Here is a 23,411-nt window from a genome sequence, read left to right as displayed (position 1 = left end):
AGGGGTGCAACCGCCCGGCACGTCACTGCGCCAGCGTCTGTGAAATCCGCTCCGCCGTGTCCAGCAGCATGGGCAGGGCATGGGCCAGCATTGCCTCGTCAAAGCGGTGTTCCATGCCGAAAATGCTCAGGGTCAGGGGCATGGCGCCCTCGGCGTCGCGCACCGGCACGGCGATGGCGCCGATGCCGTCATTCGCCTCGCCATTGTTGGTGGAAAACCCCTGCCCCCGGATCTGGTCAAGCAGCGTCGCACTGACATCGCAGTCGCCGCCGCAGCGGTCGTTGCGCATCGCCTCGGTCATGGTCGACAGCCAGAGCTTGCCATGGGCGGTGCGGTCGATGGCCAGCACTGTGCCCACCGTGATGTCGACCGAGATCGGGCGGTTCGATTTCGCCACGGCGATGCAGGTCGGGCCGGACATGCCCAGACGGCACACCATGACGGATTCGTTCACCTCCTGCGCAAGGCTCTGGATCAGCGGCCGGATGCGCGAGACCGAAGGCGCGCAGGCCTGCGCGGCAAAGCCCAGATCGTCGATCAGCGGACCCAGCGAATAGTAACCCCGCCGGTAGCTGCTCAGCGCCCCCGCCGCGACGAGGGTCATCAGGAAACGGTGCGCCGTGGCCGTGTTGGTGCCGAGCGCCTCCGCCACAATGGCCGTCGTGATCTCTGGCTGCTGCGGCGAGATCAGCCTCAGGATCGAAAAGGCTTTCAGCACTGAAGCGTTGAGGGGGGTCGACACGCAGGGGCCTCCGTTGCGGGCAAGTCCTTTTGGTCGCCCAGCATAGCTGCCGCTTGACACAAGCCAAGGCGGTAAATTACATTTAATGAGAAGACTATCTCATATATTGAGATTTGTAAAGAATCTGCGCGAAGATGGCGCAAACGACCTCCGGACGGTCGAGGGAAGGAGCCAGCACATGGCAAAGGATGCACCTGTCCACCCGCCGCAGGCGCTGAGCGCGGGCGGTGCGATGTTCGGCAAGCTCAAGGCGCTTGGCATCGACCATGTCTTCGTCAATTCCGGCACCGATTTTCCGCCGATCATCGAAGGGCTGATTGCCGCCGGGCATCAGGCCGTGGATCTGCCCACCCCCGTCACCGTTCCGCACGAGATGGCCGCCGTCAGCATGGCGCATGGCTATTACCAGATGTCCGGGCGTCCGCAGTCGGTGATGCTGCACACCAATGTCGGGCTGTCCAACGGCGCAACCGGGGCGATCAACGCCTCCTGCGACCATATCCCGATGCTGCTGATGTCGGGGCGAACCCCGGTCACCGAACAGGACCGCTTTGGCGCCCGAACCGTGCCCATCGGCTGGGGGCAGGAGATGTTCGACCAGACCGCGCTGGTGCGCGAGGCCAGCAAATGGGATTACGAACTGCGCTTCCCCGAACAGGTCTCCGGCCTTTTTGACAGGGCATGGGCCATCGCCAATTCCACGCCGAAAGGCCCGGTCTATCTGAGCCTGCCCCGCGAGGTGCTGTGCGAACCCACCCCGCCGGAAGGGCTCGATGCGCCCTCCTCCATGGCGCCGGTGATCACCGCCCCGCCGCCCGAGGTGCTGGCGCAGGCGGCAGAGCTTCTGGCGGGCGCAAAATCCCCGCTCATCATCAGCCAGCGCGGCACCGGCACGCAGGCGGCCTTTGACGCGCTGTCCGGCTTTGTCACCGACTGGGCCCTGCCCGTGTCGCAATACTGGGCCAACCAGCTGAGCCTGCCGCTGGATCACCCGATGCAGGTCGGCTGGGATCACGACGCACTGCTGGAAGAGGCAGACGTGGTGCTGGTGATCAACAGCCTTGCGCCGTGGTGGCCCGACCGCGTGTCGCTGCGCCCGGATTGCAAGGTGATCCAGCTGGGGCCGGATCCGCTGTTTTCGCGCACGCCGGTGCGCAATTTCCGTGCAGATCTGGTGCTGCCCGGCGAGACCGGCCCGACCATTCTGGCGCTGATCGGCGCGATGGCCGGGCCAGACAGGCAGGCGGAGGAGATCGCGGCGCGCCGCCAGAAGATCACCGCCCTGACCACCGCCAGCCGCGCCGCGATCCGCAGCCGGGCGGAGGCGGGCAACCGGGGCCCGATGACCAAGGACTGGGTCAGCCTCTGCCTTGGCGAGGCGATCCGCGCCCGCAAAGCCGCGACCGGCCAGCTGTCGGCCGTGTATCATGAACTCGGCTGCCCGCTGCTGCCGCTGGGGCTGGAAGATCACCTGTCCTATTTTCAGGAGCCGCATTCCGGTGGGCTGGGCTGGGGCTTTCCTGCGGCGCTTGGCGCGCAGATGGCGGCACCGGAACGGCTGGTCTTTGCCACCATGGGCGATGGCAGCTACATGTTCGCCAATCCCACCGTCTGCCATCAGGTCGCCGAAGCGCTGGATCTGCCGGTGATCGTGCTGGTGCTCAACAACGAGGAATGGGGCGCCGTGCGCCAGTCGGTGTCGGGGCTTTATGCCGACGGGCTCGCCGCCAAGGCGAACGAGGTGCCGCTGACCTCGCTCAAACCCTCGCCCGATTTCACCCGCACCGCCGAGGCCAGCCGCGCCTATACCGAAAGCGTCACCCAAGGCGCCGACCTGCCCGCAGCGCTGGACCGCGCGATCCGGGTGGCCACCGAAGAGCGGCGGCAGGTGCTGCTGAACATTGCGATAGAACGCTGAAGGATTTCGGGCCCTGCCAGAGGAGGCGGGGCCGGGACGCCGGGACCGGCAGATGCCGGCCCATCATTCCAGGGAGGAACGATCATGACCACCAAGACACCCCACGCCGTTGCGGCTGCGGTTGCGGCACTGCTGGGCTCCACCGCTGCGGTCAGCGCCGCCGAGTTCGATTTCAAGCTGCATCATTTCCTGAGCGCCACCGCCCCGGCGCAGACCGCCATGCTGGAGCCTTGGGCCGAGCGGATCGAAGCCGCAACCGATGGCCGCGTGAACATCGAGATCTTCCCGTCGATGACGCTGGGGGGCCGCCCGCCGGAACTGATCTCGCAGGTGCGCGACGGGGTGGTTGATCTGGTCTGGACCACCAATGGCTACACGCCGGGCCTGTTCCCCCGGACCGAGGTGTTCGAACTGCCGACGATCTTCAAGAATGACCCCGCAGCGGTCAACCTTGCCATCGACGATGTCTTTGACGACATGCTCGCCGAGGAGTTTCAGGGCGTCGAAGTGATGTTCCTGCATGCCCATGCCGGACAGGGCATCCACATGCGCGACACGCTGGTCCGCAGCCCCGCCGATCTGGCCGGCAAGAAAATCCGCATCCCCACCCGCACCGGCGCATGGACGATCGAGGCGCTTGGCGCCTCCCCCGCCGCGATGCCCGCGCCCGAACTGCCGCCCGCCCTGCAGAAGGGCGTCGTGGACGGCGCTTTCATCCCGTGGGAGATCATTCCGGCGCTGAAGGTGCAGGACCAGACCCAGTATCAGATCGAAGGCCATGACGAGGCCCGCTGGGGCAGCACCATCTTTCAGGTCTCCATGAATAAAGCTCGCTGGGACAGCCTGCCCGAGGACATCCAGCAGGCGTTCCGCGATGCCTCCGGGCGCGAATGGCTGGCCGAGGTGGGCCAGATCTGGCGCGATGTCGATGATGCCGGGATCAAGGTCGCCGTCGAGGCGGGCAACGAGCATATCGTGCTGACCGAGGAAGAGACCGCCGCCTTTGACGAGGTGCTGGCCCCGGTCGTCGACCGCTGGATCGAGGAGGTTTCCAGCAAGGGCATCGACGGTCAGGCACTGGTCGAGGCCGCCCGCGCGGGCATCGCAGACCACGCGACGCGCTGATGGCCGCCCCATCGGTCATGTTCGGCACCGGGTTTCCCGGTGCCGTCCGCCGCATCACCACGCTCTGGGCCATGTTCGGCGGGCTGGTGCTGTTTGCGGTGGTGTCGATCAACATGTTTTCGGTGATCGGGGGCATCTTCGGCCACCCCTTCCCCGGAGATTTCGAACTGACGGAGATGGGCGTCGCCGTGGCGGCCTTCGCCTTTCTGCCCTACTGCCAGTCCATGGGCGCCAACGTGACCGCTGACATCTTCACCGCCGGGATGCGGCCCGGCCTGATCGCCCTGCTGACCCTGCTGGGCAGTCTGGTCGCGCTGGCCTTCGCGGGCCTGCTGATCTGGCGGATGTATCTGGGCATGCTGGACCAGAAGACCTACGACTACACCACGGCCATCCTGCAGATCCCGATCTGGTATGCCTATGTGCCGGTGCTGATCTCGCTGGCGCTGCTGGCGCTGGCCGCGCTGGCCTCCGTTCTTGAAAACCTTTCCGGCAAGACGCAGGGAGACGGCGCCCATGTCTGACGCTTTGATCTACGGGCTGGCGGGGCTGGGGGCGCTTGTCGGGCTCATCATGATCCGCATGCCCGTCGCCTATGCGATGATCCTTGTGGGCGGCATCGGCACGCTGCTGCTCAACGGTCCGGGGCTGGTGCTGAGCCAGCTCAAGACGCTGGCCTACGGGCAGTTCTCGATCTACGACCTGTCGGTCGTGCCGATGTTCGTGCTGATGGGCGCCATCGCCTCGCGCATCGGGCTGTCGCAGGCGCTGTTCCGCGCGGCGAATGCGTGGATGGGCTGGCTGCCCGGCGGCACCGCCATGGCCGCCATCGCGGGCTGCGCCGGGTTCGGCGCGGTCTGCGGATCGTCGCTCGCCACCGCCTCGACCATGGGCAAGGTCGCCCTGCCGGAGCTGCGCCGCTACAAGTTCTCCGGCGCGCTGGCCACCGGCACGCTGGCCGCAGGCGGGGTGCTGGGCATCCTCATTCCGCCCTCGGTGGTGCTGATCGTCTACGCGATCACGGTCGAGGCCAATATCGTGACGATGTTCATGGCGGCGATGATCCCCGGCCTGCTGGCGGTGATCATGTTCCTGCTGACCATCGCCGCCTATGTCGCCATCCGCCCCGAGGCGGGCCCCCGCGGCAAGACCCCCGAGCGCCGCGAACTGGTCGAGGCCAGCATCGGCGTGATCCCCGTCTTCCTGATCTTCGGGCTGGTGATCGGCGGCATCTATGCGGGGCTTTTCAACCCCACCCCGGCGGCGGCGGTCGGCGTTTTCCTCGTGCTGGCCTATGGTCTTGTGCAGCGCCGCATCTCGCTTTCCGACCTGCGGGAGACGCTGCTGGAAACCGCCTCCACCAGCGGCATGATCTATCTGATCCTGCTCGGGGCGGAGATGCTCAAGATCTTCATGTCGCGCTCCGGCCTGCCGCAGGAAGCGGCGACCTGGATCGCCACCTCGGGTCTGGCGCCGATGACCGTGCTGGTGATCCTGCTGGTCGCGCTGATCCTGCTGGGCTGCCTGATGGACAGCCTGTCGATGATCCTGCTGGTGATCCCCTTCTTCTGGCCCGTCCTGCAGGAGATCAATGGCGGCGTCTATCAGGGCGCCGAGGGCGCGGGCTTCGGCATGAGCACCGAGGATCTCAAGGTCTGGTTCGGCATTCTCGCGCTCATTGTGGTGGAACTGGGTCTGATCACCCCGCCTGTGGGCATGAACGTCTTCGTCATCTCGTCGCTGGACCGCGACACCCCGATGATCGAGACCTTCAAGGGCGTGATGCCGTTCTTCGGGGCGGAACTGGTGCGGGTCGCGCTGCTGCTGCTGTTCCCGGTGCTGACGCTGGGGCTGCCCGCGTGGCTGTCCTGACCCCGCTCCCGGATCTGGCGGCCTATCGCCGCCGCGCCGCCCGCCACCTGCCCCGCATGGTCATGGATTATGTGGAGGGCGCCGCGGGGGAGGAGCGCGGGCTGGACCGCAACCGCGCCGCCTTTGCCCGCACGCTCTTCGTGCCGCGCCGCCTGACCGACGTCTCGCGCCGCGAGGCTGGCGTCACGCTCTGGGGGCGGGACTACCCCCTGCCCCTCGCGATTGCCCCCATGGGCCTGACCGGGGTGCTGCGTCCGGAGGGCGACCTGATGCTGGCGCGGGCGGCGGGACAGGCGGGCATTCCCTTCTGCCTCTCCACCGCCTCCACCTCCAGCATCGAGGAGGTGGCCCGGGCGGGGGATGGCGAAAAATGGTTCCAGCTTTACGTGCTGCACCGGGATCAGGCTCGGCTCTTTGTGCGCCGCGCGCTGGCGGCGGGCTACACGACGCTGATCCTGACCGTGGACGTGCCGGTCAATGGCAGACGCCTGCGCGACCGGCGCTCCGGCTTCAAGGTGCCGTTCCGGCTGACGCCGCGCATCGCGCTGGATGCCGCGCTGCATCCGGCATGGACCATGGCGCAGCTGCGCCACGGCCTGCCGCAGCTCGCCAGCTTCGCCTCGGCGGAGGCGGCGGATGCCTCGACGCAGGCGGCGCTGCTGAACCGGCAGATGGATGCGGGCTTTGACTGGGCGGCGCTGGCGGAGCTGCGCGCGCTCTGGCCGCACCGGCTGGTGCTGAAGGGGCTCACCTCTGCCCCCGAACTGGCCCGCGCCGAAGCGGCGGGCTGTGACGCGGTGATCCTGTCGAACCATGGCGCGCGCCAGCTGGAGGATGTGGCGGCCCCCTTCGACACGCTGCGCAGCGTTCAGGGCCGCACCGCGCTGCCGCTGCTGCTCGACAGCGGGATACGCAGCGGCGAGGATGTGGTGAAGGCGCTCGCCGCCGGGGCGCGCATGTGCCTGCTGGGGCGCGCCGCGCTTTACGGGCTGGGCGCCCGGGGCGAGGCCGGGGTGCGCGAGGTCATCGCGATGATCGCCGCCGAGATCGACACGACGCTGGCCCTTCTGGGCTGCCCCAAGGCCCGCGATCTGGGCCCCGAGCATATCCAGACCGAAGCGCCCCCCGCCACGGACCGCCCGGACGGACTTTCGACGCAGCCCCAGAGGATCCGCGCATGACACAGCCCCTTTCCATCGGCATTCTGGGCGCGGGGGCCATGGGGTCGTTCTTTGGCGGCAGCATGGCCGAGGCCGGTCAGGACGTGACGCTGATCGACCTTGATGCCGCGCATGTCGGGGCGGTTGCGGCGCGGGGCCTGTCGCTGACCGTCAACGGACAGACCCGCACCGTGTGGCCCAAGGCGGTGCTGCCGCAGGAGGCGCGGCAGGTCTTCGACATCGTGCTGGTCTTCACCAAGACCATGCACAGCGCTGCCGCCCTGCGCGGCATCGCCGCCTGCATCGGCCCCGCAACCCGGCTCATCAGCCTGCAGAACGGCCTTGGCACCGATGCGGCACTGCTGGCCCATGCCCCGCCCGAGCGGGTGTTTGTCGGGGTGACCACCTATCCCGCCGATCTGCACGGGCCCGGGCAGGTCTCCTCTGCGGGCGCGGGCCACATCCGGCTTGCCCCCCGCGCGCCCTGCGACACCGGCGATCTGAACCGGATCTTCGCCGCGGCGGGGCTGATGCTCGACATCGACCCGGGCATCGACATCGCCATCTGGGAAAAGGTCGCGTTCAACGCCGCGCTGAATGCGCTCTGCGCCGTCACCGGCGATCCGGTCGGACGGATCGGCGCGATGCCCGACACCCGCGCGCTGGCCTTCGCCATGGTGGAGGAAGCCTGCCGCACCGCCCATGCCGCAGGCATCGCCGTGGATCCCGCCCGCATCCGCGACACCGTGTCTTACGCGCTGGCCCATCATGTCGCGCACAAACCGTCGATGCTGCAGGACATCGAGGCGGGGCGCGCGACCGAGATCGACACCATAACCGGCGGCATCGTGGCGAAAGCCGAGGCGCTGGGGATCGAGGTGCCGGTCTGCCGCACCCTGCTGGCGCTTGTCCGCCATACCGAGGCCGCCCGCCGCTGAGAGAGACCAAAAAGGCCGCCCCGAGGGGCGGCCTTGTCGTGTTGCGTCTGCGCCCGCTCCTCAGAACGGGAAATGCTGGTGCGGATCCTCGATCGTGACCCAGCGGATCGAGGTGAAGGCATCGATGCCCGCCTTGCCGCCGAACCGGCCATAGCCCGAGTCCTTCACGCCGCCGAAGGGCATCTGCGCCTCGTCGGACACGGTGGGGCCGTTGATGTGGCAGATGCCGCTTTCGATCCGGTCCGCCACCGACAGCGCGCGGGTGATGTCAGAGCCATAGACCGCAGCAGACAGCCCGTATTGCGTGTCATTGGCCACGGCCACCGCCTCGTCGTCATCCTTGACGCGGATGATCGGCTTGACCGGGCCAAAGCTTTCCTCGGCATAAATGGTCATGTCCGGGGTGACGTGATCGATCAGCGTGGCCGCGACCACGGCGCCGTCGCGGGTGCCGCCCGCGATGACCTTGCCGCCCTTGGCGACGGCATCGGCGATGATGCGGTCCATCTTCTCGGCGGCCTCCGGGGTCACCAGCGCGCCCAGCACCACCTTGTCGCGCGGATTGCCTGCGGGCAGGGCGCTGGTCTTTTCGGCAAGCGCCGCGATGAAGCGGTCGGCGATGCCCTCATGCACGATGATCCGCTCGGTCGACATGCAGATCTGGCCCTGGTTCATGAAGGCGCCAAAGGCCGCGCCGTTCACCGCCGCCTCGACATCGGCATCGTCCAGAATGACCAGCGGCGCCTTGCCGCCCAGTTCCAGCAGCACCGGCTTCAGCACCGCCGCCGCCTTCTGCGCGATGATCCGGCCCACGCCGGTGGAGCCGGTGAAGTTGATGTGCCGCACCTCGGGCGCCTCGATCAGCGCCGCGACCACCTCCGCCGCATCTTCGGGCGCGTTGGTCACCACGTTCACCACGCCTTCGGGGAAGCCCGCGCGGCGGAACGCCTCGCCGATGGCCAGATGGGTGGCGGGGCACAGTTCCGACGCCTTCAGCACCACGGTATTGCCGCAGGCGACCGCCGTTGCCACCGCGCGGGTGCCAAGGATCACCGGCGCGTTCCAAGGCGCAATGCCAAGGCAGACCCCCAGCGGCTTGCGCTGCGCCATGGCCAGCGTGCCGGGCTTGTTGGCGGGGATCACCTCGCCGGTGATCATCGTGGTGATCGAGGCAGCCTCGCGCAGCATGTTGGCGGCGAGCATGCAGTTGAACCCGATCCACGGCCCGGTGGCGCCGGTTTCCGCGATGGCCGTGGCGATGATCTCCGGGGTCATCGCGTCCATCTCTTCGGCCGCCTTCAGCAGCAGGGCGCGGCGCTTGGCAGGCGCGGTGGCCGCCCAAGCCGGAAAGGCGGCGGCGGCGGCGCGGGCGGCAGCCTGCGCATCCGCGACGCTGGCGGCGGGGGCGACGGTGGCCACCTCGCCGGTGACCGGATCGCGGCGGTCATAGGTGCGCCCGTCGGTGGCGGCAGTGTCCTTGCCGCCGATAAGCATGGATATGGTCATGATGTCCTTCCTCCTGAAGTCTGTGATCTGCCGGATCAGCCGCGTTCGGGGCGGGTGATCCAGCGTGTTTCCGTAAATTCGTCCAGCGCCCAACGGCCCCCGAACCGGCCAAAGCCGCTCATCTTCGTGCCGCCGAAAGGGGCGCCGGGGTGATCGTCGATCGTGGGGCCGTTGATATGGCAGATGCCGCAATGCAGATCGGCGGCAAAGGCCTCGGCCCGGTCCGGATCGCGGTCGAAAACTGCGGCGGCAAGGCCGTAATCGCTGTCATTGGCCACCGTCAGCGCCTCCAGCGGGCTCTGCACCCGCAGCACCGACAGCACCGGGCCAAAGGCCTCCTCGCGCGCCAGCCGCATGTCCGGCGTCACATGGTCGATCAGCGTGGGCGCCACATGGCGGCTCTGGATGCCGCCGCCGCCCACGATCACCGCCCCCTGCCGCACCGCATCCTCCAGCATCTCCGCCAGCCGGTGGGCGGCGGCCTCGCTGATGACGGGGCCGATCTGCGTGGTCTCGTCGCGCGCGTCGCCCACCCGCAGCGCGGCCCGCGCAGCCTCCAGCCGCGGGATCAGCGCCTCGGCCATGTCGCCCACGACGATGACCCGTTCGGTCGACATGCAGACCTGCCCCTGATTGGTCCATGCGCCAAGCGCCAGCGCGCCTGCGGCCAGATCCGGATCCGCCCCGGGCAGCACCACCGCCGTGGCCTGCCCGCCCAGTTCAAGCAGGGGGCGTTTCAGATGCCGGGCGCACATGTCGGCGATGCGGCGGCCCACACGGGTCGAGCCGGTGAAATTCACCCGCGTGACCACCGGATCCGCAATCAGCTGGCTGACGATCTCCTCGCTGTCCTCGGGCCGGGTCACCAGCACGCGGGCCACATCCGGCGGCAGTCCGGCCTCCGCCAGCACCGCGCCCAGCTTCCGGAAGGTCTGCGGCGCAAATTCCGAGCCTTTCAGCAGCACGGTATTGCCGCAGAGCAGCGGGGCCGCCATGGCGCGGATGCCAAGGATCAGCGGCGCATTCCACGGCGCGACGCCAAGGCTGACGCCAGAGGGCAGGCGGCGGGCGAGGCCAACACGCCCCGACGCGGCGGCAAGGGGCTCGTCAGCCTCCAGCTGCGGGGCAAGGGCGGCGGTGTCGCGCAGCAGCCGGGCGGCAAAGCTGACATTGAAGCGCGCCCATGGCGCGGGGGTGCCGATTTCCTCGGCCATGCACAGGCGCAGCGGTTCGGCGTGCTGTTCCAGCCGGTCGGCCAGCGCGTGCAGCAGTGCTGCGCGCTCGGCCACGGGGCGGCGTTTCCAGCTGTCAAAGGCCGCCGCCGCACGCGCGGCGAAGCGCAGGCAGTCGGTCAGGCTGTGCGCCGGACGCGCGCCCGCCTCCCCGCCAAAGGGGGGCATGTCTGGCCGGGCGCCAGCACGCGCTGGCGCCTGCCGGTCTGCGGCAAACTGCTGTGTCATATCCTCCCCGGGCATGGACCCGGCCTCCACCTTTCAGATACAAGAGCGGGAGATGACACGAAATGCGCCAAACTGGCAAAGTCATGTCGTTTTCTGGAGGGAGGGCCGATGTCCGATTATGTGCAGCTGCGCGAGGAACGGCCCGCGCTGCATCTCCGCCGCGTCCGGCCCCGGATTGCCGACGGATCCGCGCTGCTGGTCTATCTGGCCGAAGGCACGGTGCTGGACGAGACCGGCGCGCCGCATCTGGCCGCCCCCGCCTATTGCTACTGGCCGCATCCGGGGCCTTCCGACCTGACGCTGGGTGCCGGGACGCGCGCCGTGGTGATCGGGCTTGGCGACGGGATCCGGCAGGATGCCATCGGCGCGCGGTCTGAATCCCTTGACCTGCGGCTTCTGACCGATGCGCCCTTCATCGCCCCCCTGCCCGATCCACAGACCGCAGCCCGCGCCGAAGTGCTGATGGACTGGTTCCTGTCCGAAACCCGTCACGAGGAGGCGCGGTCGACGATGCTGCTTGCCTCGATCCTGCGGCTGATCCTGATCGAGGCGCGGCGGCTGCGGCTTCCCGGCGGCGATGCCACCCCCAGCAAGGAGACCGATCTGCTGCGCCATTTCCGCCATCTGGTCGAGACGCATTATCTGGAGCACTGGCAGGTCGCCGATTATGCGCAGGCGCTTGGCGTCAGCTATGACCGGCTGCACCGGCTCTGCCGCACCGAACTGGCGCGCAGCCCGGCGGATCTGGTGAACCAGCGCCTGACCGCCGAAGCCTGCGACCGGCTGGACCGCTCCGGCGCACCGCTGAAAAAGATCGCCTCCGACCTTGGCTTTCCCGATGCCAGCCGGTTCAGCCATTATTTCAAGCGGCGCACCGGCCTGTCACCGGGGGCATGGCGCGCGGTGGCGCAGCGCTCTGCCACCGCCGAGGCGGAGGCGCTGCGCAAGGGCTTCGCGGACTGGCCCTGAGGCCCGCGCCAGATCAGCCCGCCACCCGCCGACGATAGGCCGAAGGGCTTTCGCCGCGCAGATGCCGGAACCGGCGCGAGAAATAGGACGGGTCGTCAAACCCCAGCTCGAAACCGATTTCGGCGGCGGGCAGGCGGGTAAAGGCCAGAAGCCGCGCCGCTTCGGTCATCACCGCACTTTCGATCCGGTGCGACGCGGTCTGCCCGGTGGCGCCCCGGCAGATCCGGTTCAGATGCCCGGTGGTGATGCCCAAGGCGCGGGCATGCTGCGTGACCCCCCAGCCCTCTGCCATATGATCGAGGATCTGCGTGTCGAACTCGCGCAGATAGCGGCTGGCGGGGTTTGCCTCCTGCGGTTCTTCGGCGCGCGCCGCCGCCAGCGTGACCAGCAGCAGGTGGCTGGTCGCCAGAAGCTCCGCCGCCCGAAAAGAACCAGCGCTGGCAAAGCTGTCCCGCAGCCGCTCCATCAGGACCAGCGCCAGATCCGGGGCTGGCCCGGCAAAGGGATCCCGCAGGGCGCGCTGCACCTCGGGCGCGCCCGCCGCAAGCCCCGCCACCACGCTCAGCGGAAAGGACAGCACCAGACCTTCGCAGCCGCGCCGGAACCGGAAAGCATGAACGATACCAGCCGGGACAAACAGGAACTCCCCGTCCGTCAAGGAACTTTCCCGCCCGTCGATCCGCACCGTCGCGGCCCCTGACCGCATATGCAGCACCTGCACGAGCACATGATGCCGGTGCGGCGCGATTTCCCAGTCATGCAGCGGCGCGCGGTCCCAGATTCGTTCGCAATGCACCACATCGGGGAAAGCGCTGGTTTCCCCGAACAGGGTGAAGACGGGAATGGTCTGTGACGCAGTCATGTTTGAATAATGCCAGAAATTGCCGCGCCCGTCCATTCGTCCGCAGCGCCCGAGGCCCTATTTTCGGCCGCCAAGGCAAAGGAGGAGACCCCCATGGATACCCAGGTCGTCATTATCGGAGGCGGGCCCTCCGGGCTGCTGCTGTCGCAGGTTCTGAACCGCGCGGGCATCGCCACGGTGGTGCTGGAACGGTCGAGCCGGGCGCATGTGCTGTCGCGGATCCGGGCGGGCGTGCTGGAATGGGGCTCGGTCGAACTGCTGCGCGAGGCGGGCATCGGCGCGCGGATGGACGTGCAGGGCCTCCCCCATGACGGCACCTACCTGACCGATGGCGACCGCATGGTGCATATCGATTTCAAGGCGCTGACCGGCAGGCGGGTCATGATCTATGGCCAGACCGAAGTGACCGAGGATCTGTATGCCGCACAGGATGCCATGGGCACGACGGTCCTTCATGGCGTCGAGGATGTGGTGATCGAGGATCTGGATGCGGCGCAGGCCTCTGTCAGCTTCACCGTGGATGGCGCGCGCCGGACCCTGACCTGCGCCTATGTGGCGGGCTGCGACGGTTTCCACGGCGTCAGCCGCAAGACCATCCCCGAGGCGAAGCGGCAGGAATTCGAGCGGGTCTATCCCTTTGGCTGGCTTGGCATCCTGTCCCGCACCCCGCCGGTCCATGACGAGCTGATCTATGCCAATTCCGAACATGGCTTCGCGCTGGCCTCGATGCGGAACCCCAATCTGGTGCGCTATTACGTGCAGGTGCCGCTGAGCGACAAGGTCGAGGACTGGTCCGACGACCGCTTCTGGACCGAATTCAAGCGGCGGATCCCGGCGCAGGCGGCGGCGGCGCTGGTCACCGGCCCGTCGATCGAGAAATCCATCGCCCCCCTGCGCAGCTTCGTGTCGGAACCGCTGCGCTGGGGTCGGCTGCTGCTGCTGGGGGATGCCGCGCATATCGTGCCGCCCACCGGGGCAAAGGGGCTCAACCTTGCGTTTTCGGATGTGCATTACGCCAGCGAGGCGCTGATTGCGGCGCTGGCCCACGGCTCCACCGCGGGCATCGACGGCTATTCGGCCCGCGCGCTGCAGCGGATCTGGAAGGCCATGCGCTTCAGCTGGCAGATGACGACCATGCTGCACCAGTTCGAGGGCGAGGACAGTTTTGCCGCGCAGATGCGCCGCGCCACGCTGGCCCATCTGGCGGACTCGGAAACGGCGCAGAAAGACCTTGCCGAGAATTACATCGGCCTGCCCTACTGATGCGAAGGCGCGCGGCCTGCGGGCCGCGCCGCTTTACCCCGCATGCCCCAGATCCAGCGCGTCGCTGTCCTTGAAGGTGCGCAGCACAAAATCCGACCGCACCTGCGCCACCTCGGGCTGGATCAGCAGCCGTTCGTGCAGGAAATCGGAAAAGCCGCCAAGGTCGCGTGCCCGCACATGCAGGATGTAATCCGCATCCCCCGAGACGGAAAAGGCCGACTGCACCTCGGGCTGCGCCTCGATCCAGCGCGAGAAATGGCTGTCCGCGTCCTTGCCATGGCTGCGCAGGTTCACCCGCACCACCACCCGGATCCCCAGACCCAGCTTCACGGCGTTCAGCCGGGCGCGGTAGCCTTCGATATAGCCTGCCGCCTCCAGCGCGGCGCGGCGGCGCGAGCATTGCGAGGCCGAGAGATTCACCCGCGCCGACAGATCCGCATTGGTCAGCGCCCCGTCGCGCTGCAGCGCGTCGAGAATCTGCCGGTCGTAACGGTCCAGCGGCATCTGCGGCTCCCTTGCAGTGTTCCGCGCCAGAATGCACGTTTCACGCAGAATGTCCCGGATAATCCATCGCAGCCTGCATCTGTGGTGCAGCGCCCCCTGCAACATGCACACACGATGCGGCATGGTCGCGCTATCCTGACATCAGCTCAGGAGACAGCCCATGTATGACGACGCGCAGCCCGCCCAAGCCCCCGCCAAGACCCATGTCCATCAGGCCATCGCGCAGGCGGTGCGCGATCATGGCATCGACAGGCTGTTCGGCCTGATGGGCGATGCCAACCTGTTCATCGCCGATCATTTCGCCCGCGCCTGCGGGGGCCGGTTCATCCCCGCCGCACATGAGGGCAGTTCGGTGCTGATGGCGCTGGCATGGGCCCATGTGACCGGGCGGGTCGGGGTCGCCACCATCACCCATGGCCCCGCGCTGACCAACTGCGTCACCGCCCTGACCGAAGGCGTGCGCGGGCAGATCCCCATGGTGCTGCTGGCGGGCGACACGCCGGTGTCCAATCCGCGCCACCTGCAGGGCATCAACCAGCGCGAGGTTGTGGCCGCCACCGGCGCCGGGTTCGAACAGCTGCGCAGCCCCGACACCGTGGCCCGCGACGTGGCCCGCGCCATGTATCGCGCGCAGGTCGAACGGCGGCCTGTCGTGCTCAACATGCCCGCCGATTTCATGTGGCAGGAGGCGCGGTATGACCGCCACGTGCTGAGCGTGTTCGAGACGCGCAGCTATGTGCCCGAAGGCGACGCGCTGGATCAGGCGCTTGGTATGGTGGCAAGCGCCCGCCGCCCGGTGATCCTTGCCGGCAGCGGTGCTTCGGGGGCGCGGGCGCAGATCCTCCGCCTTGCCGAACGGCTGGAGGCGCCGGTGGCCACCACGCTCAAGGCCAAGGGCCTGTTCCGGGGTCATCCCTATGACATGGACATTTTCGGCACGCTCAGCACCCCCGCCGCCTACGATGTCATCGCCAAATCCGACTGCATCCTGTGCTTTGGCGCGGGGCTGCACGATTTCACCACGGATCGCGGCAAGCTGACGGAGGGCAAGCGGCTGGTGCAGGTCGACACCGATCCGCGCGCCATCGGGCGCAGCGTGCATCCCGATGCGGCGCTGGTGGCCGATGCCGGGCTGACCGCCGACAATTTTGTGCACTGGTTGGACGAGGCCGAGATCCCCGCCTCTGGCTTCACGCCCGAGCTTGACCCGCAGACCCTGCGCGCCCATGCCCCCGCCCCCAAGGGCGCCGTGGCCGAGGGCTGCATCAAATACGTCCCCGCGCTGGAGCGGCTGGAACAGGCGCTGCCGCAGGACCGCATCCTTGTCAGCGATGGCGGCCGCTTCATGACCGAGGTCTGGTGCCGCATCTCTGCCCCGGATCCGCGCAGCTTCGTGAACACCGCCAATTTCGGCTCCATCGGCCTTGGCATGCCCGAAGCCATCGGCGCGGCGATTGCCGCCCCTGATCGCCCCGTGGTGCTGTTTTCCGGCGATGGCGGGTTCATGATGGGCGGCCTCACCGAATTCAACACCGCCGTGCGGCTGAAGCAGGATCTGATCGTGATCCTGTGCAATGACAGCGCCTATGGCGCCGAGCATATCCAGTTCCTTGACCGGCAGATGGATCCGACGCTGACCGAATTCGACTGGCCCTGTTTTGCCGATGTCGCCACCTCGCTCGGGGGACGCGGCGTGCTGGTCCGGTCGGAGGCGGATCTGCAGAAAGCCCTCGCCGCGATCGAGACGCGCGACCGCCCGCTGCTGATCGAGCTGCGGCTTGATCCGCATGACGTGCCCCGGATGCGGATGTAAGCGTCAGCCCGGCGCGCCGAGGTACGGGTCCGCGCCGGGCCGTAGCTCCTCTGCCGAGGCGTTGCGGAAGGCGTCGAGACCGGCGCAGGCCGCAGCCACCCGCGTGATGCGGGGCAGATCGTCCGGCGCCACGCCCCAGCGGGCGGCGTTGTAAAGCTGCGGGATCAGGCACAGATCGGGCTGCGTCAGATCGGGCCCAAGGCAGAAGGGACCGTGGGGGTCCAGCATCCGCTCCACCGCCGCGAGGCCGGGCAGGAGGGTGGCGCGCATCCAGTCGGCGCGCGTTTCCTCCCGCCCGGTCAGCCGCGCCACGTGATCCGCCACCCGCAGGTTGCAGACCGGGTGGATGTCGCAGGCCACGGACAGAGCCACCGCGCGCGCGCGTGCCGCCTGTCCCGGGTCGGGCGGCACCAGCGCCAGCCGCCCCGTCGCCTCCAGATAGTCCAGAATGGCAAGGCTCTGCGTCAGCTGCAGCCCGTCGATCTCCAGCACCGGCACCAGCCCCTGCGGGTTCAGCGCCAGATGCGCCTGCCGGTGCTGGTCCCCCGCACGCAGGTCGACAGCGCGGCGCTGCCATGCCAGCCCCGAAAGGTTCAGCGCGATCCGCACCCGCCAGCTTGCCGTGGAGCGCCAGTAATCGTGAAGCACCACCTCAGCCACAGCTGCGCGCCACCACCAGCAGATCCTTCAGCGCGTCCACATCGCCGATGCGGTTGGCCAGCAGCAGCACCAGCCGCGCGTTCAGCGCGTGGCTTTCCGCCTCGCTCAGCCCGTCATGCGCCGCCATCAGCGCCTCGTAGAACTCGTCACCCCGGGCGCCCAGACCCATTTGCTGCGCGCTCATGCCATCGCCCTTTCGCAGTCGCGGCCCATGGCGCGGGACAGCGCCGCGTCTAGCGCCTGCGGATCGACCCTGCCCCGGAACACCGCCGCCGCATGGCCATCGGGCCGCACCAGATAGGCCAGCCCCGTGCCATACCGCTGCAGCGCGTGGCCCGTCCTGTCGTCATAGGTGGGATAGTCGCGGGCGCTCTGGCCGATCCCCACCCGCCGCAGCCCCAGATCCGGCAGCGCGATGTCGCCAAACCCCACCAGCGTGAAGGCGCCGTGCAGCAGCGGCAAGAGCCAGCCCTCGCCCACCGGCGCATCCACCATCGGCTCGCCCACGCGGCCCTCGCCCGGGGTCTGCAATGACAGCCCCGCCAGCGAACAGGGCAGCGACAGGCGGCCCGAATTGATCAGCCGCCGGGCGAAGGGGTGGTCATGCGCCAGCCGCAGCGTCTCGTGCCGGAACAGCGCCTCCACCGGGGTCTTGGGGGTCATGAAATTGGTCGAGCGCGCGGAGTTGAGGATGTTTTCGGCAGCACCATGGCCGCGTTCCTCGTCATAGCTGGCGATCAGCGCGGGGCCAGCCGCCCCCTTTACCACGGCGGCCAGCTTCCAGCCCAGATTGTCGGCATCCTGAATGCCGCCATTGCCGCCCCGCGCGCCAAAGGGGCTGACCACATGCGCGCTGTCGCCGACAAAGATCACCCGGCCCTGCACGAAACGGTCCAGCCGGATGCAGCGGAACCTGTAGACCGACAGCCAGTCCAGCCGGAACGGCCTGTCGCCGACAATTGCCCGGATGCGCGGGATCACCTTTTCCTCGGTCGCCTCGGCCTTGGCATCGGCGCCCGGATCCAGCTGCAGGTCGATGCGGTAGATGTCATCGGGCTGCATGTGCAGCAGCGCCGACTTGCCGGGATGAAAGCTCGGGTCGAACCAGAACCAGCGCTCCGGCTGACCCTGCGCGAAGGGGCTTTCCGCCATCTCGATATCGGCGATCAGGAACTGCTCTTCAAAGGTCTGCCCGGCAAAGGCCAGCCCCATGCGGCGGCGCGTGGCCGAATTCGCCCCGTCGCAGGCCAGCAGCCAGTCGGCGCGCAGGTCATACGCGCCTTCGGGCGTCTCGACGGTCAGCGTCACGCCGTCCTCCCGGGCGTGGTGCCCGGTCACCTTCGACAGAAAACGCAGGTCGATGAGATCGGGGAACTCCTTGGCCCGGTCCAGCAGATACTGTTCGACGTAATATTGCTGCAGATTGATGAAGGCCGGGTATTTGTGGCCATCCTCGGGCAGCAGGTCAAAGCTGTAGACCTCGGTCTCGCCATGGAACAGCCGCCCCACCTTCCATGTCACGCCCTTGGCCAGCATCCGCTCGCCCACGCCCAGCCGGTCAAAGATCTCCAGCGTGCGCTTGGCCCAGCAGATCGCCCGGCTGCCCACCGACACCACGTTGTTGTCGTCCAGCACCACCGACCGCACGCCCTGCAGCGCAAGATCGATGGCCATGGCAAGCCCCACCGGCCCCGCGCCGACAATCGCCACCGGCGCGCCGGTGCGGCCGCCGTCCAGTTCGGGCGGGCGGACAAAGGGCTGCGGATCATAGGAATAGGCTGGCATGGTCTCTCCTCCCTCTGCGTCCCCGGTGCTCCACCACCGGGGCGCGCAGGCCGGGGCAGCACCCCCGGCCCGCGCCTGCTCTGCACGGGCACTGTCCCTTGGCGCCTCGGTCTCTCCACCGGAGAGATCGCCGGGCTGCGCCCGGACCGGCGGGGCTCCGCCCGTTCGCGCCTCGGTCTCTCCCCCGGAGAGATCGCCGGGCTGCGCCCGGACCGGCTGGGCTCCGCCCGTTCGCGCCTCGATCTCTCCACTGGAGAGATCGCCGGGCTGCGCCCGGACCGGCTGGGCTCCGCCCGTTCGCGCCTCGGTCTCTCCACTGGAGAGATCGCCGGGCTGCGCCTGGACCGGCGCTCACCCCTGAAGGGCGGCCCACATCTGCTGGTCGCGTTCGGCGGTCCAGACCCGCGGCGTGTCGATGCCGCGCGCCTCGTCATAGGCGCGGGCCACGTTGAACGGCAGGCAATGCTCATAGATCGCGTAGTCGGAGAATTTGGGATCGCAGGCGTCGCGCACCGCCTCCCATGCCTCCCGCAGCGAGCCGCCCCGCGCCACCACGCGTGCCACCGGTCTGTAGGTGGAGCGCACAAAATCCGCCGTGTTCTCCAGCGCCTGCGCCACCGCGTCTTCTCCCAGCAGCGCATCGCCGCGCCCCGGCGCGATGGCGCGCGGCTCATAGGCCGCGATCTGCGCCAGCGTCTCCGGCCAGTCGGCGAAATGCCCGTCGCCGCAATAGCAGGCCGAATGGAACTCCACGATGTCGCCGGTGAACATCACCTCCTGATCGGGCACCCAGACCACCGCATCGCCTGCGGTATGCGCCCGGCCCAGATGCAGGATGTCCACCCGCCTGCGGCCCAGATAGACGGTCATGCGGTCGCTGAAGGTCACCGTGGGCCGGGTCAGGCCGGGAATTTCCTCATGGCCCTGAAACAGCCGTGGAAAGCGCCCGAATTCGCTGTCCCAGTCTTCCTGCCCGCGCTCCTCGACCATGGCGGCGGCCACGTCGCTCATGATGATGTCACGCGCGCCATAGGCCGAGGCGCCCAGCACCCGCACCGCGTGGTAATGGGTCAGCACCAGATGGCTGATCGGCTTGTCGGTGACCGAGCGCACGCAGTCGATCACCTTGCGCGCCAGCCGGGGCGTCGCCTGCGCCTCGACGATCATCACGCTGTCATCGCCGATGATCACCCCGGTATTGGGATCCCCCTCTGCGGTGAAGGCGAAAAGCCCTTCGCCCACTTCGGTGAAACTGATCTTTTTCTCGTCCATGTCGCCTTGCGACGCGAATGCCTTGGTCATGGGATCCTCCCTTCAGTCCTGTGTCCATGCGGGCTGCGGCAGGGCGGGCAGCACCCGCCCGGTGCAGGCGCCGAAGCCCACGCGATAGCCCTCGCCTTCCGCCGCGCCGTAAAGCGTCAGCCGGTCGCCATCCTGCAGGAAGCGGCGCTCCGTGCCATCCGCCAGCCGGACCGGCTCCGCCCCGCCCCAGCTCAGCTCCAGAAGTGAGCCACGGCTGTCCGGCGTGCCGCCCGAGATCGTGCCCGACCCCAGCAGGTCGCCGGTGCGCATCGGGCAGCCGCTGGTGGTGTGATGGCAAAGCTGCTGCGCTGCCGAATAATACAGCTCCCGGGCATTGGTCCGCGCCAGAATGGTTTCCGCCCCGCCCTCGGGCGTCAGCCCCACGCTCAGCGCGATGTCATATTGCATCGGCCCCGGCTCGCGCAGATAGGGCAGCAGGGGCCGCTCCCGCGCGGGGGGGCCAACCCGGAACGGCTCCAGCGCGGCCTTGGTCACGATCCAGGGCGACACCGTCGTCGCCGTGGCCTTGGCCTGAAACGGTCCCAGCGGCTGATATTCCCAGGCCTGAATGTCGCGCGCCGACCAGTCGTTCAGCAGCACATAGCCGAAGATCATCGCATCCGCCTGCGCCACCGACACCATGCCTGCGGAGGGCAGGCCAACCACCGCCCCCAGCTCCAGCTCCAGATCGAACCGCGCCGAAGGGCCAAGATGCGGCAGATCCGCCCCGGGCGCCTTCAGCTGCCCCCATGGCCTGCGGACATCCGTGCCCGACACCACGACCGACGAGGCCCGCCCGTTATAGCCGATGGGGATCGACAGCCAGTTCGGCGGCAGCGCGTTTTCTGGCCCGCGAAACATGGTGCCGACATTGGTGGCATGATGCCGCGAGGCGTAGAAATCGGTGAATTCGCTGACGGTGAAGGGCAGGCCCAGCGTCACCTCTTCAAGGCGCACCAGATGCGGCGCCACCGCCGCCTGATGCGCCACATCGCCCAGCAGGACCGTCAGCCGCGCCCGCAGCGCCGCCCAGACCTGCGGCCCCGCCGCCATCACCGCGTTCCAGGCGGGTTCGGCAAAAAGCCCGGCATCAAGCCCGTGATCCACCGCCGCCACATCCAGCACCCGGTCGCCGATGGCGATCCCCAGGCGCGGCCCCTGCCCGGCATCGAACACGCCATAAGGCAGGTTGTTCAGCGGAAACTCGCAGCCCGGCGCATTCGCGCTCTCGACCCAGCTTGTCCTCAGGCTCATGACCGCGCCCCGTCTTCCTTCGGCCAGAAATATCCCGGGGGGAGCCGAAGGCGGGGGGCAGCGCCCCCCTGCCCCCGGGCCGTGCGCGCGGCGCTCACTCCCAGTTCCCTTCGGGCGTGCCGTCGAAGCGCTTTTTCAGGCTCTCCCAGCAGTCGATGTAATCGTCCTGCAGCGGCGCCTCCGTGGCGGCAAAGCGGGTCAGATGCTGGGGAAAGCGCGTCTCGAACATGAAGGACATGGTGTGGTCGAGCTTGTGCGGCGCCAGATCGCCAAGGCTCGCCTTCTCGAAGGCCGCATTGTCCGGCCCGTGCGGCAGCATCATGTTGTGAAGACTCATGCCGCCCGGCACAAATCCTTGGGGCTTCGCGTCATACTGGCCGTAGATATTGCCCATCAGCTCGGACATGACGTTCTTGTGGTACCAAGGCGGGCGGAAGGTGTTTTCCGCCACCATCCAGCGTTCGCGGAAAAGCACGAAATCGATGTTCGCCGTCCCCTCCACCCCGGAGGGCGCAGTCAGCACGGTAAAGATCGACGGATCCGGATGGTCGAACAGCACCGCGCCCACCGGGCAATAGCTGCGCAGGTCGTATTTCACCGGCGCGTAATTGCCGTGCCACGCCACCACATCCAGCGGCGAATGGCCGATCCGGGTGACATGGAACTGGCCCTGCCATTTGACCGTGACGGTCGAGGCGGCATCGCGATCCTCGAAGGCGGCGACCGGGGTCTTGAAATCGCGGCGGTTGGCCATGCAGTTGGCACCGATCGGGCCCCGCCCCGGCAGGGTGAATTTCTGCCCGTAGTTTTCGCAGACAAAGCCCCGCGCCGGCCCCTCCACCAGTTCGACCCGGTAGAGCAGCCCCCGCGGCAGGAGGGCGATTTCCTGCGGCGCAAGGTCGATCACGCCCAGTTCGGTGCAGAACCGCAGCCGCCCCTCCTGCGGCACCACCAGCAATTCGCTGTCGGCGGAATAGAAATAGGCATCCTGCATCGACTGGGTGACCAGATAGATATGCGCGGCCATGCCCACCTGCATATGCACGTCGCCCGCCGTGGTCATGGTCCGCATCCCCGTCAGCCATGTCAGCGGGGCGTCGCTGTGCGGCACCGGATCCCAGCGATACTGGCCAAGGCTGATCACGTCCGGATCCACATTCGGCGCCGACTGCCAGTAGGGCAGCGCGATCTTTTCGTAACGGGCGGAATGTTTGACCGAAGGCCGGATGCGGTAGCACCATGTCCGTTCGTTCTGATGGCTGGGCGCGGTGAAGGCGGTGCCCGACAGCTGCTCGCCATAAAGCCCGTAGGCGCAGCGCTGCGGACTGTTCCGGCCTTCGGGCAGCGCGCCCGGCAGGGCCTCCGTCTCGAAATCATTGCCGAAGCCGGGCATGTAGCCTTCGTGCAGCGCGCTGATGCCCACGGCCCGGGTCAGCCCGGACACTCTGCTCTGATCGGTCATGCTCCGCCTCCTCTCGACTGACTGGCGCGAGGATGTTAGTTGCTTTTGTAACTAACAAGAGGCGAAATCAGAAAAGATGGATGACAGCGACAGCTTTGAACTTTCGACCTTCACGCCCTTCCTGCTGAATCAGGCGGCGGAGGCGCAAAGCGATGTTTTCTCGCCAAATTACCGCGACCGCTACGGGATGCTGCGCACCGAATGGCGGGTGCTGTTCCACCTTGGCCGCTATGGCAATCTCAGCGCCAAGGAGATCTCGGACCGCGCCTCGATCCACAAGACCAAGGTGTCGCGCGCGGTCCGGGCGCTGGAGGAGAAGCGCTTTCTTGCCCGCGCCACCAGCCCCGAGGACCGCCGCAGCGAAAGGCTGTCGCTGCGACCGCCGGGCGAAGAGGCGTTCCGCGTCCTGACCGGCGCCGCGCAGGATTACGAGGCGGCGCTGGTCCGCAAGCTGGGTCGGCGGGACACGCAGAAGCTGAAGGATTTGCTGCTGAAGCTGCAGGACTGAAGGTCAGGGCCCTGCGGAGCGCCGCATCTGGTCCGGTCCTGATCCCCGCCCGCGCGGGCAGGCAGGGAGATGTGCGGTGTGGCGGGCGGCCCCGGCACCCGGTCCGGTGTCGCGCCGCCCTGCCGGGCCGCGCCGCGCAGGATCACAGGTCGTGATCACCGTCCTTGCGGGCGTAATGATCGTGGAGGAATTCGACGGCAGCAAAGACAACCACGAGGCAGGTGAGGATTTCAACATAGCCGGTCATGGGAGGCTCCTTTCAAGGTCACTCGTTAACTTCCGATAACCAAGATATACGCCTGACGCCC

The 23,411-nt window shown here is 68.0% G+C and carries 21 protein-coding genes; 10 read left to right on the top strand and 11 right to left on the bottom strand.

What is annotated here, in order from left to right; translation table 11 throughout:
* Positions 1-22: 22 nt before the first annotated feature.
* A complete protein-coding gene (locus BLR51_RS05355; protein ID WP_131821791.1) occupies positions 23-742 on the bottom strand; it encodes an IclR family transcriptional regulator in 720 nt (239 codons plus the stop codon).
* A 178-nt stretch (positions 743-920) separates the two neighbouring features.
* On the opposite strand from BLR51_RS05355, the gene BLR51_RS05350 reads away from it, so the two are divergent.
* The 6 genes from BLR51_RS05350 (at position 921) to BLR51_RS05325 (ending at position 7,755) form a co-directional block, all read left to right on the top strand.
* Positions 921-2,660, top strand: a complete 1,740-nt coding sequence (locus BLR51_RS05350) for a thiamine pyrophosphate-requiring protein (RefSeq protein ID WP_089844742.1) — start codon at positions 921-923, stop codon at positions 2,658-2,660.
* Positions 2,661-2,744: 84 nt separating this feature from the next.
* Entirely contained in the window at positions 2,745-3,785 is a 1,041-nt protein-coding gene (locus BLR51_RS05345; protein ID WP_089844741.1) for a TRAP transporter substrate-binding protein, read from the top strand.
* On the top strand, positions 3,785-4,309 hold the full coding sequence (locus BLR51_RS05340; protein WP_089844739.1) for a TRAP transporter small permease: 525 nt from the start codon (positions 3,785-3,787) through the stop codon (positions 4,307-4,309). The genes BLR51_RS05345 and BLR51_RS05340 overlap by 1 nt, the downstream gene beginning before the upstream one ends.
* A complete protein-coding gene (locus tag BLR51_RS05335; RefSeq protein ID WP_089844738.1) occupies positions 4,302-5,657 on the top strand; it encodes a TRAP transporter large permease in 1,356 nt (451 codons plus the stop codon). The genes BLR51_RS05340 and BLR51_RS05335 overlap by 8 nt, the downstream gene beginning before the upstream one ends.
* Positions 5,645-6,838 (top strand): alpha-hydroxy-acid oxidizing protein, encoded by a 1,194-nt coding sequence (locus BLR51_RS05330; protein WP_207543555.1) that lies wholly within the window; start codon positions 5,645-5,647, stop codon positions 6,836-6,838. Before BLR51_RS05335 ends, BLR51_RS05330 begins: the two co-directional genes overlap by 13 nt.
* Positions 6,835-7,755, top strand: coding sequence for a ketopantoate reductase family protein (locus BLR51_RS05325; RefSeq protein ID WP_089844736.1), 921 nt, complete (start codon positions 6,835-6,837; stop codon positions 7,753-7,755). The genes BLR51_RS05330 and BLR51_RS05325 overlap by 4 nt, the downstream gene beginning before the upstream one ends.
* A 60-nt stretch (positions 7,756-7,815) precedes the next feature.
* On the opposite strand, the gene BLR51_RS05320 is transcribed toward BLR51_RS05325, so the two are convergent.
* Together BLR51_RS05320 and BLR51_RS05315 are read right to left on the bottom strand one after the other, a co-directional pair.
* Entirely contained in the window at positions 7,816-9,261 is a 1,446-nt protein-coding gene (locus BLR51_RS05320) for an aldehyde dehydrogenase (protein WP_089844734.1), read from the bottom strand.
* Between the two features lie 35 nt (positions 9,262-9,296).
* Positions 9,297-10,721, bottom strand: coding sequence for an aldehyde dehydrogenase family protein (locus BLR51_RS05315; RefSeq protein ID WP_242656644.1), 1,425 nt, complete (start codon positions 10,719-10,721; stop codon positions 9,297-9,299).
* 108 nt (positions 10,722-10,829) lie between these two features.
* On the opposite strand from BLR51_RS05315, the gene BLR51_RS05310 reads away from it, so the two are divergent.
* Positions 10,830-11,690, top strand: coding sequence for a helix-turn-helix transcriptional regulator (locus BLR51_RS05310; protein ID WP_089844733.1), 861 nt, complete (start codon positions 10,830-10,832; stop codon positions 11,688-11,690).
* A 13-nt stretch (positions 11,691-11,703) separates the two neighbouring features.
* Here the strand turns inward: BLR51_RS05310 and BLR51_RS05305 are convergent, their stop codons facing one another.
* Positions 11,704-12,552, bottom strand: coding sequence for a helix-turn-helix domain-containing protein (locus BLR51_RS05305; protein WP_089845160.1), 849 nt, complete (start codon positions 12,550-12,552; stop codon positions 11,704-11,706).
* Between the two features lie 93 nt (positions 12,553-12,645).
* Between BLR51_RS05305 and pobA the strand changes: the two genes are divergently transcribed.
* Complete coding sequence (gene pobA / locus BLR51_RS05300; protein ID WP_089844731.1) at positions 12,646-13,815, top strand: 4-hydroxybenzoate 3-monooxygenase; 1,170 nt, start codon at positions 12,646-12,648, stop codon at positions 13,813-13,815.
* A gap of 33 nt (positions 13,816-13,848) precedes the next feature.
* Here pobA and BLR51_RS05295 read toward each other — a convergent pair whose 3' ends face one another.
* Positions 13,849-14,319 carry an Lrp/AsnC family transcriptional regulator gene (locus BLR51_RS05295; RefSeq protein WP_089844729.1) on the bottom strand — a complete coding sequence of 157 codons (471 nt, stop codon included), beginning with the start codon at positions 14,317-14,319 and terminating at the stop codon, positions 13,849-13,851.
* A gap of 160 nt (positions 14,320-14,479) precedes the next feature.
* Here BLR51_RS05295 and BLR51_RS05290 point away from each other — a divergent pair, with 160 nt between their 5' ends.
* A complete protein-coding gene (locus BLR51_RS05290; protein WP_089844727.1) occupies positions 14,480-16,132 on the top strand; it encodes a thiamine pyrophosphate-binding protein in 1,653 nt (550 codons plus the stop codon).
* Between the two features lie 3 nt (positions 16,133-16,135).
* On the opposite strand, the gene maiA is transcribed toward BLR51_RS05290, so the two are convergent.
* From maiA to hmgA, 6 genes are all read right to left on the bottom strand, one after another.
* On the bottom strand, positions 16,136-16,792 hold the full coding sequence (gene maiA, locus BLR51_RS05285) for a maleylacetoacetate isomerase (RefSeq protein ID WP_089844725.1): 657 nt from the start codon (positions 16,790-16,792) through the stop codon (positions 16,136-16,138).
* On the bottom strand, positions 16,785-16,976 hold the full coding sequence (locus BLR51_RS05280) for a DUF2783 domain-containing protein (protein ID WP_089844723.1): 192 nt from the start codon (positions 16,974-16,976) through the stop codon (positions 16,785-16,787). Before BLR51_RS05280 ends, maiA begins: the two co-directional genes overlap by 8 nt.
* A complete protein-coding gene (locus BLR51_RS05275; protein WP_089844721.1) occupies positions 16,973-18,577 on the bottom strand; it encodes an FAD-dependent oxidoreductase in 1,605 nt (534 codons plus the stop codon). The genes BLR51_RS05280 and BLR51_RS05275 overlap by 4 nt, the downstream gene beginning before the upstream one ends.
* Before the next feature lie 351 nt (positions 18,578-18,928).
* Positions 18,929-19,879 carry an MBL fold metallo-hydrolase gene (locus BLR51_RS05270; protein WP_089844719.1) on the bottom strand — a complete coding sequence of 317 codons (951 nt, stop codon included), beginning with the start codon at positions 19,877-19,879 and terminating at the stop codon, positions 18,929-18,931.
* Positions 19,880-19,891: 12 nt separating this feature from the next.
* On the bottom strand, positions 19,892-21,133 hold the full coding sequence (gene fahA / locus BLR51_RS05265) for a fumarylacetoacetase (protein WP_089844717.1): 1,242 nt from the start codon (positions 21,131-21,133) through the stop codon (positions 19,892-19,894).
* Positions 21,134-21,227: 94 nt separating this feature from the next.
* The gene (gene hmgA, locus BLR51_RS05260) at positions 21,228-22,595 is read right to left on the bottom strand and encodes a homogentisate 1,2-dioxygenase (RefSeq protein ID WP_089844715.1); all 1,368 of its coding nucleotides are present in this window, start codon (positions 22,593-22,595) and stop codon (positions 21,228-21,230) included.
* 76 nt (positions 22,596-22,671) lie between these two features.
* On the opposite strand from hmgA, the gene BLR51_RS05255 reads away from it, so the two are divergent.
* Positions 22,672-23,103, top strand: coding sequence for a MarR family transcriptional regulator (locus tag BLR51_RS05255; protein WP_089844713.1), 432 nt, complete (start codon positions 22,672-22,674; stop codon positions 23,101-23,103).
* Positions 23,104-23,411 lie beyond the last annotated feature (308 nt).

Source organism: Salipiger marinus (genome assembly GCF_900100085.1).
GTDB lineage: Bacteria > Pseudomonadota > Alphaproteobacteria > Rhodobacterales > Rhodobacteraceae > Salipiger > Salipiger marinus.
Note: the sequence above shows the minus strand (reverse complement) of the source record. Positions and strands in the feature narration are given on the sequence as shown.

Coding starts and splice junctions, on each gene's coding strand:
- BLR51_RS05350 (WP_089844742.1), top strand. CDS start 921: ATGGCAAAGGATGCACCTGTCCACCCGCCGCAGGCGCTGAGCGCGGGC.
- BLR51_RS05345 (WP_089844741.1), top strand. CDS start 2,745: ATGACCACCAAGACACCCCACGCCGTTGCGGCTGCGGTTGCGGCACTG.
- BLR51_RS05340 (WP_089844739.1), top strand. CDS start 3,785: ATGGCCGCCCCATCGGTCATGTTCGGCACCGGGTTTCCCGGTGCCGTC.
- BLR51_RS05335 (WP_089844738.1), top strand. CDS start 4,302: ATGTCTGACGCTTTGATCTACGGGCTGGCGGGGCTGGGGGCGCTTGTC.
- BLR51_RS05325 (WP_089844736.1), top strand. CDS start 6,835: ATGACACAGCCCCTTTCCATCGGCATTCTGGGCGCGGGGGCCATGGGG.
- BLR51_RS05320 (WP_089844734.1), bottom strand. CDS start 9,261: ATGACCATATCCATGCTTATCGGCGGCAAGGACACTGCCGCCACCGAC.
- BLR51_RS05315 (WP_242656644.1), bottom strand. CDS start 10,721: ATGACACAGCAGTTTGCCGCAGACCGGCAGGCGCCAGCGCGTGCTGGC.
- BLR51_RS05310 (WP_089844733.1), top strand. CDS start 10,830: ATGTCCGATTATGTGCAGCTGCGCGAGGAACGGCCCGCGCTGCATCTC.
- BLR51_RS05305 (WP_089845160.1), bottom strand. CDS start 12,552: ATGACTGCGTCACAGACCATTCCCGTCTTCACCCTGTTCGGGGAAACC.
- pobA (WP_089844731.1), top strand. CDS start 12,646: ATGGATACCCAGGTCGTCATTATCGGAGGCGGGCCCTCCGGGCTGCTG.
- BLR51_RS05295 (WP_089844729.1), bottom strand. CDS start 14,319: ATGCCGCTGGACCGTTACGACCGGCAGATTCTCGACGCGCTGCAGCGC.
- BLR51_RS05290 (WP_089844727.1), top strand. CDS start 14,480: ATGTATGACGACGCGCAGCCCGCCCAAGCCCCCGCCAAGACCCATGTC.
- BLR51_RS05280 (WP_089844723.1), bottom strand. CDS start 16,976: ATGAGCGCGCAGCAAATGGGTCTGGGCGCCCGGGGTGACGAGTTCTAC.
- BLR51_RS05275 (WP_089844721.1), bottom strand. CDS start 18,577: ATGCCAGCCTATTCCTATGATCCGCAGCCCTTTGTCCGCCCGCCCGAA.
- BLR51_RS05270 (WP_089844719.1), bottom strand. CDS start 19,879: ATGACCAAGGCATTCGCGTCGCAAGGCGACATGGACGAGAAAAAGATC.
- fahA (WP_089844717.1), bottom strand. CDS start 21,133: ATGAGCCTGAGGACAAGCTGGGTCGAGAGCGCGAATGCGCCGGGCTGC.
- hmgA (WP_089844715.1), bottom strand. CDS start 22,595: ATGACCGATCAGAGCAGAGTGTCCGGGCTGACCCGGGCCGTGGGCATC.
- BLR51_RS05255 (WP_089844713.1), top strand. CDS start 22,672: ATGGATGACAGCGACAGCTTTGAACTTTCGACCTTCACGCCCTTCCTG.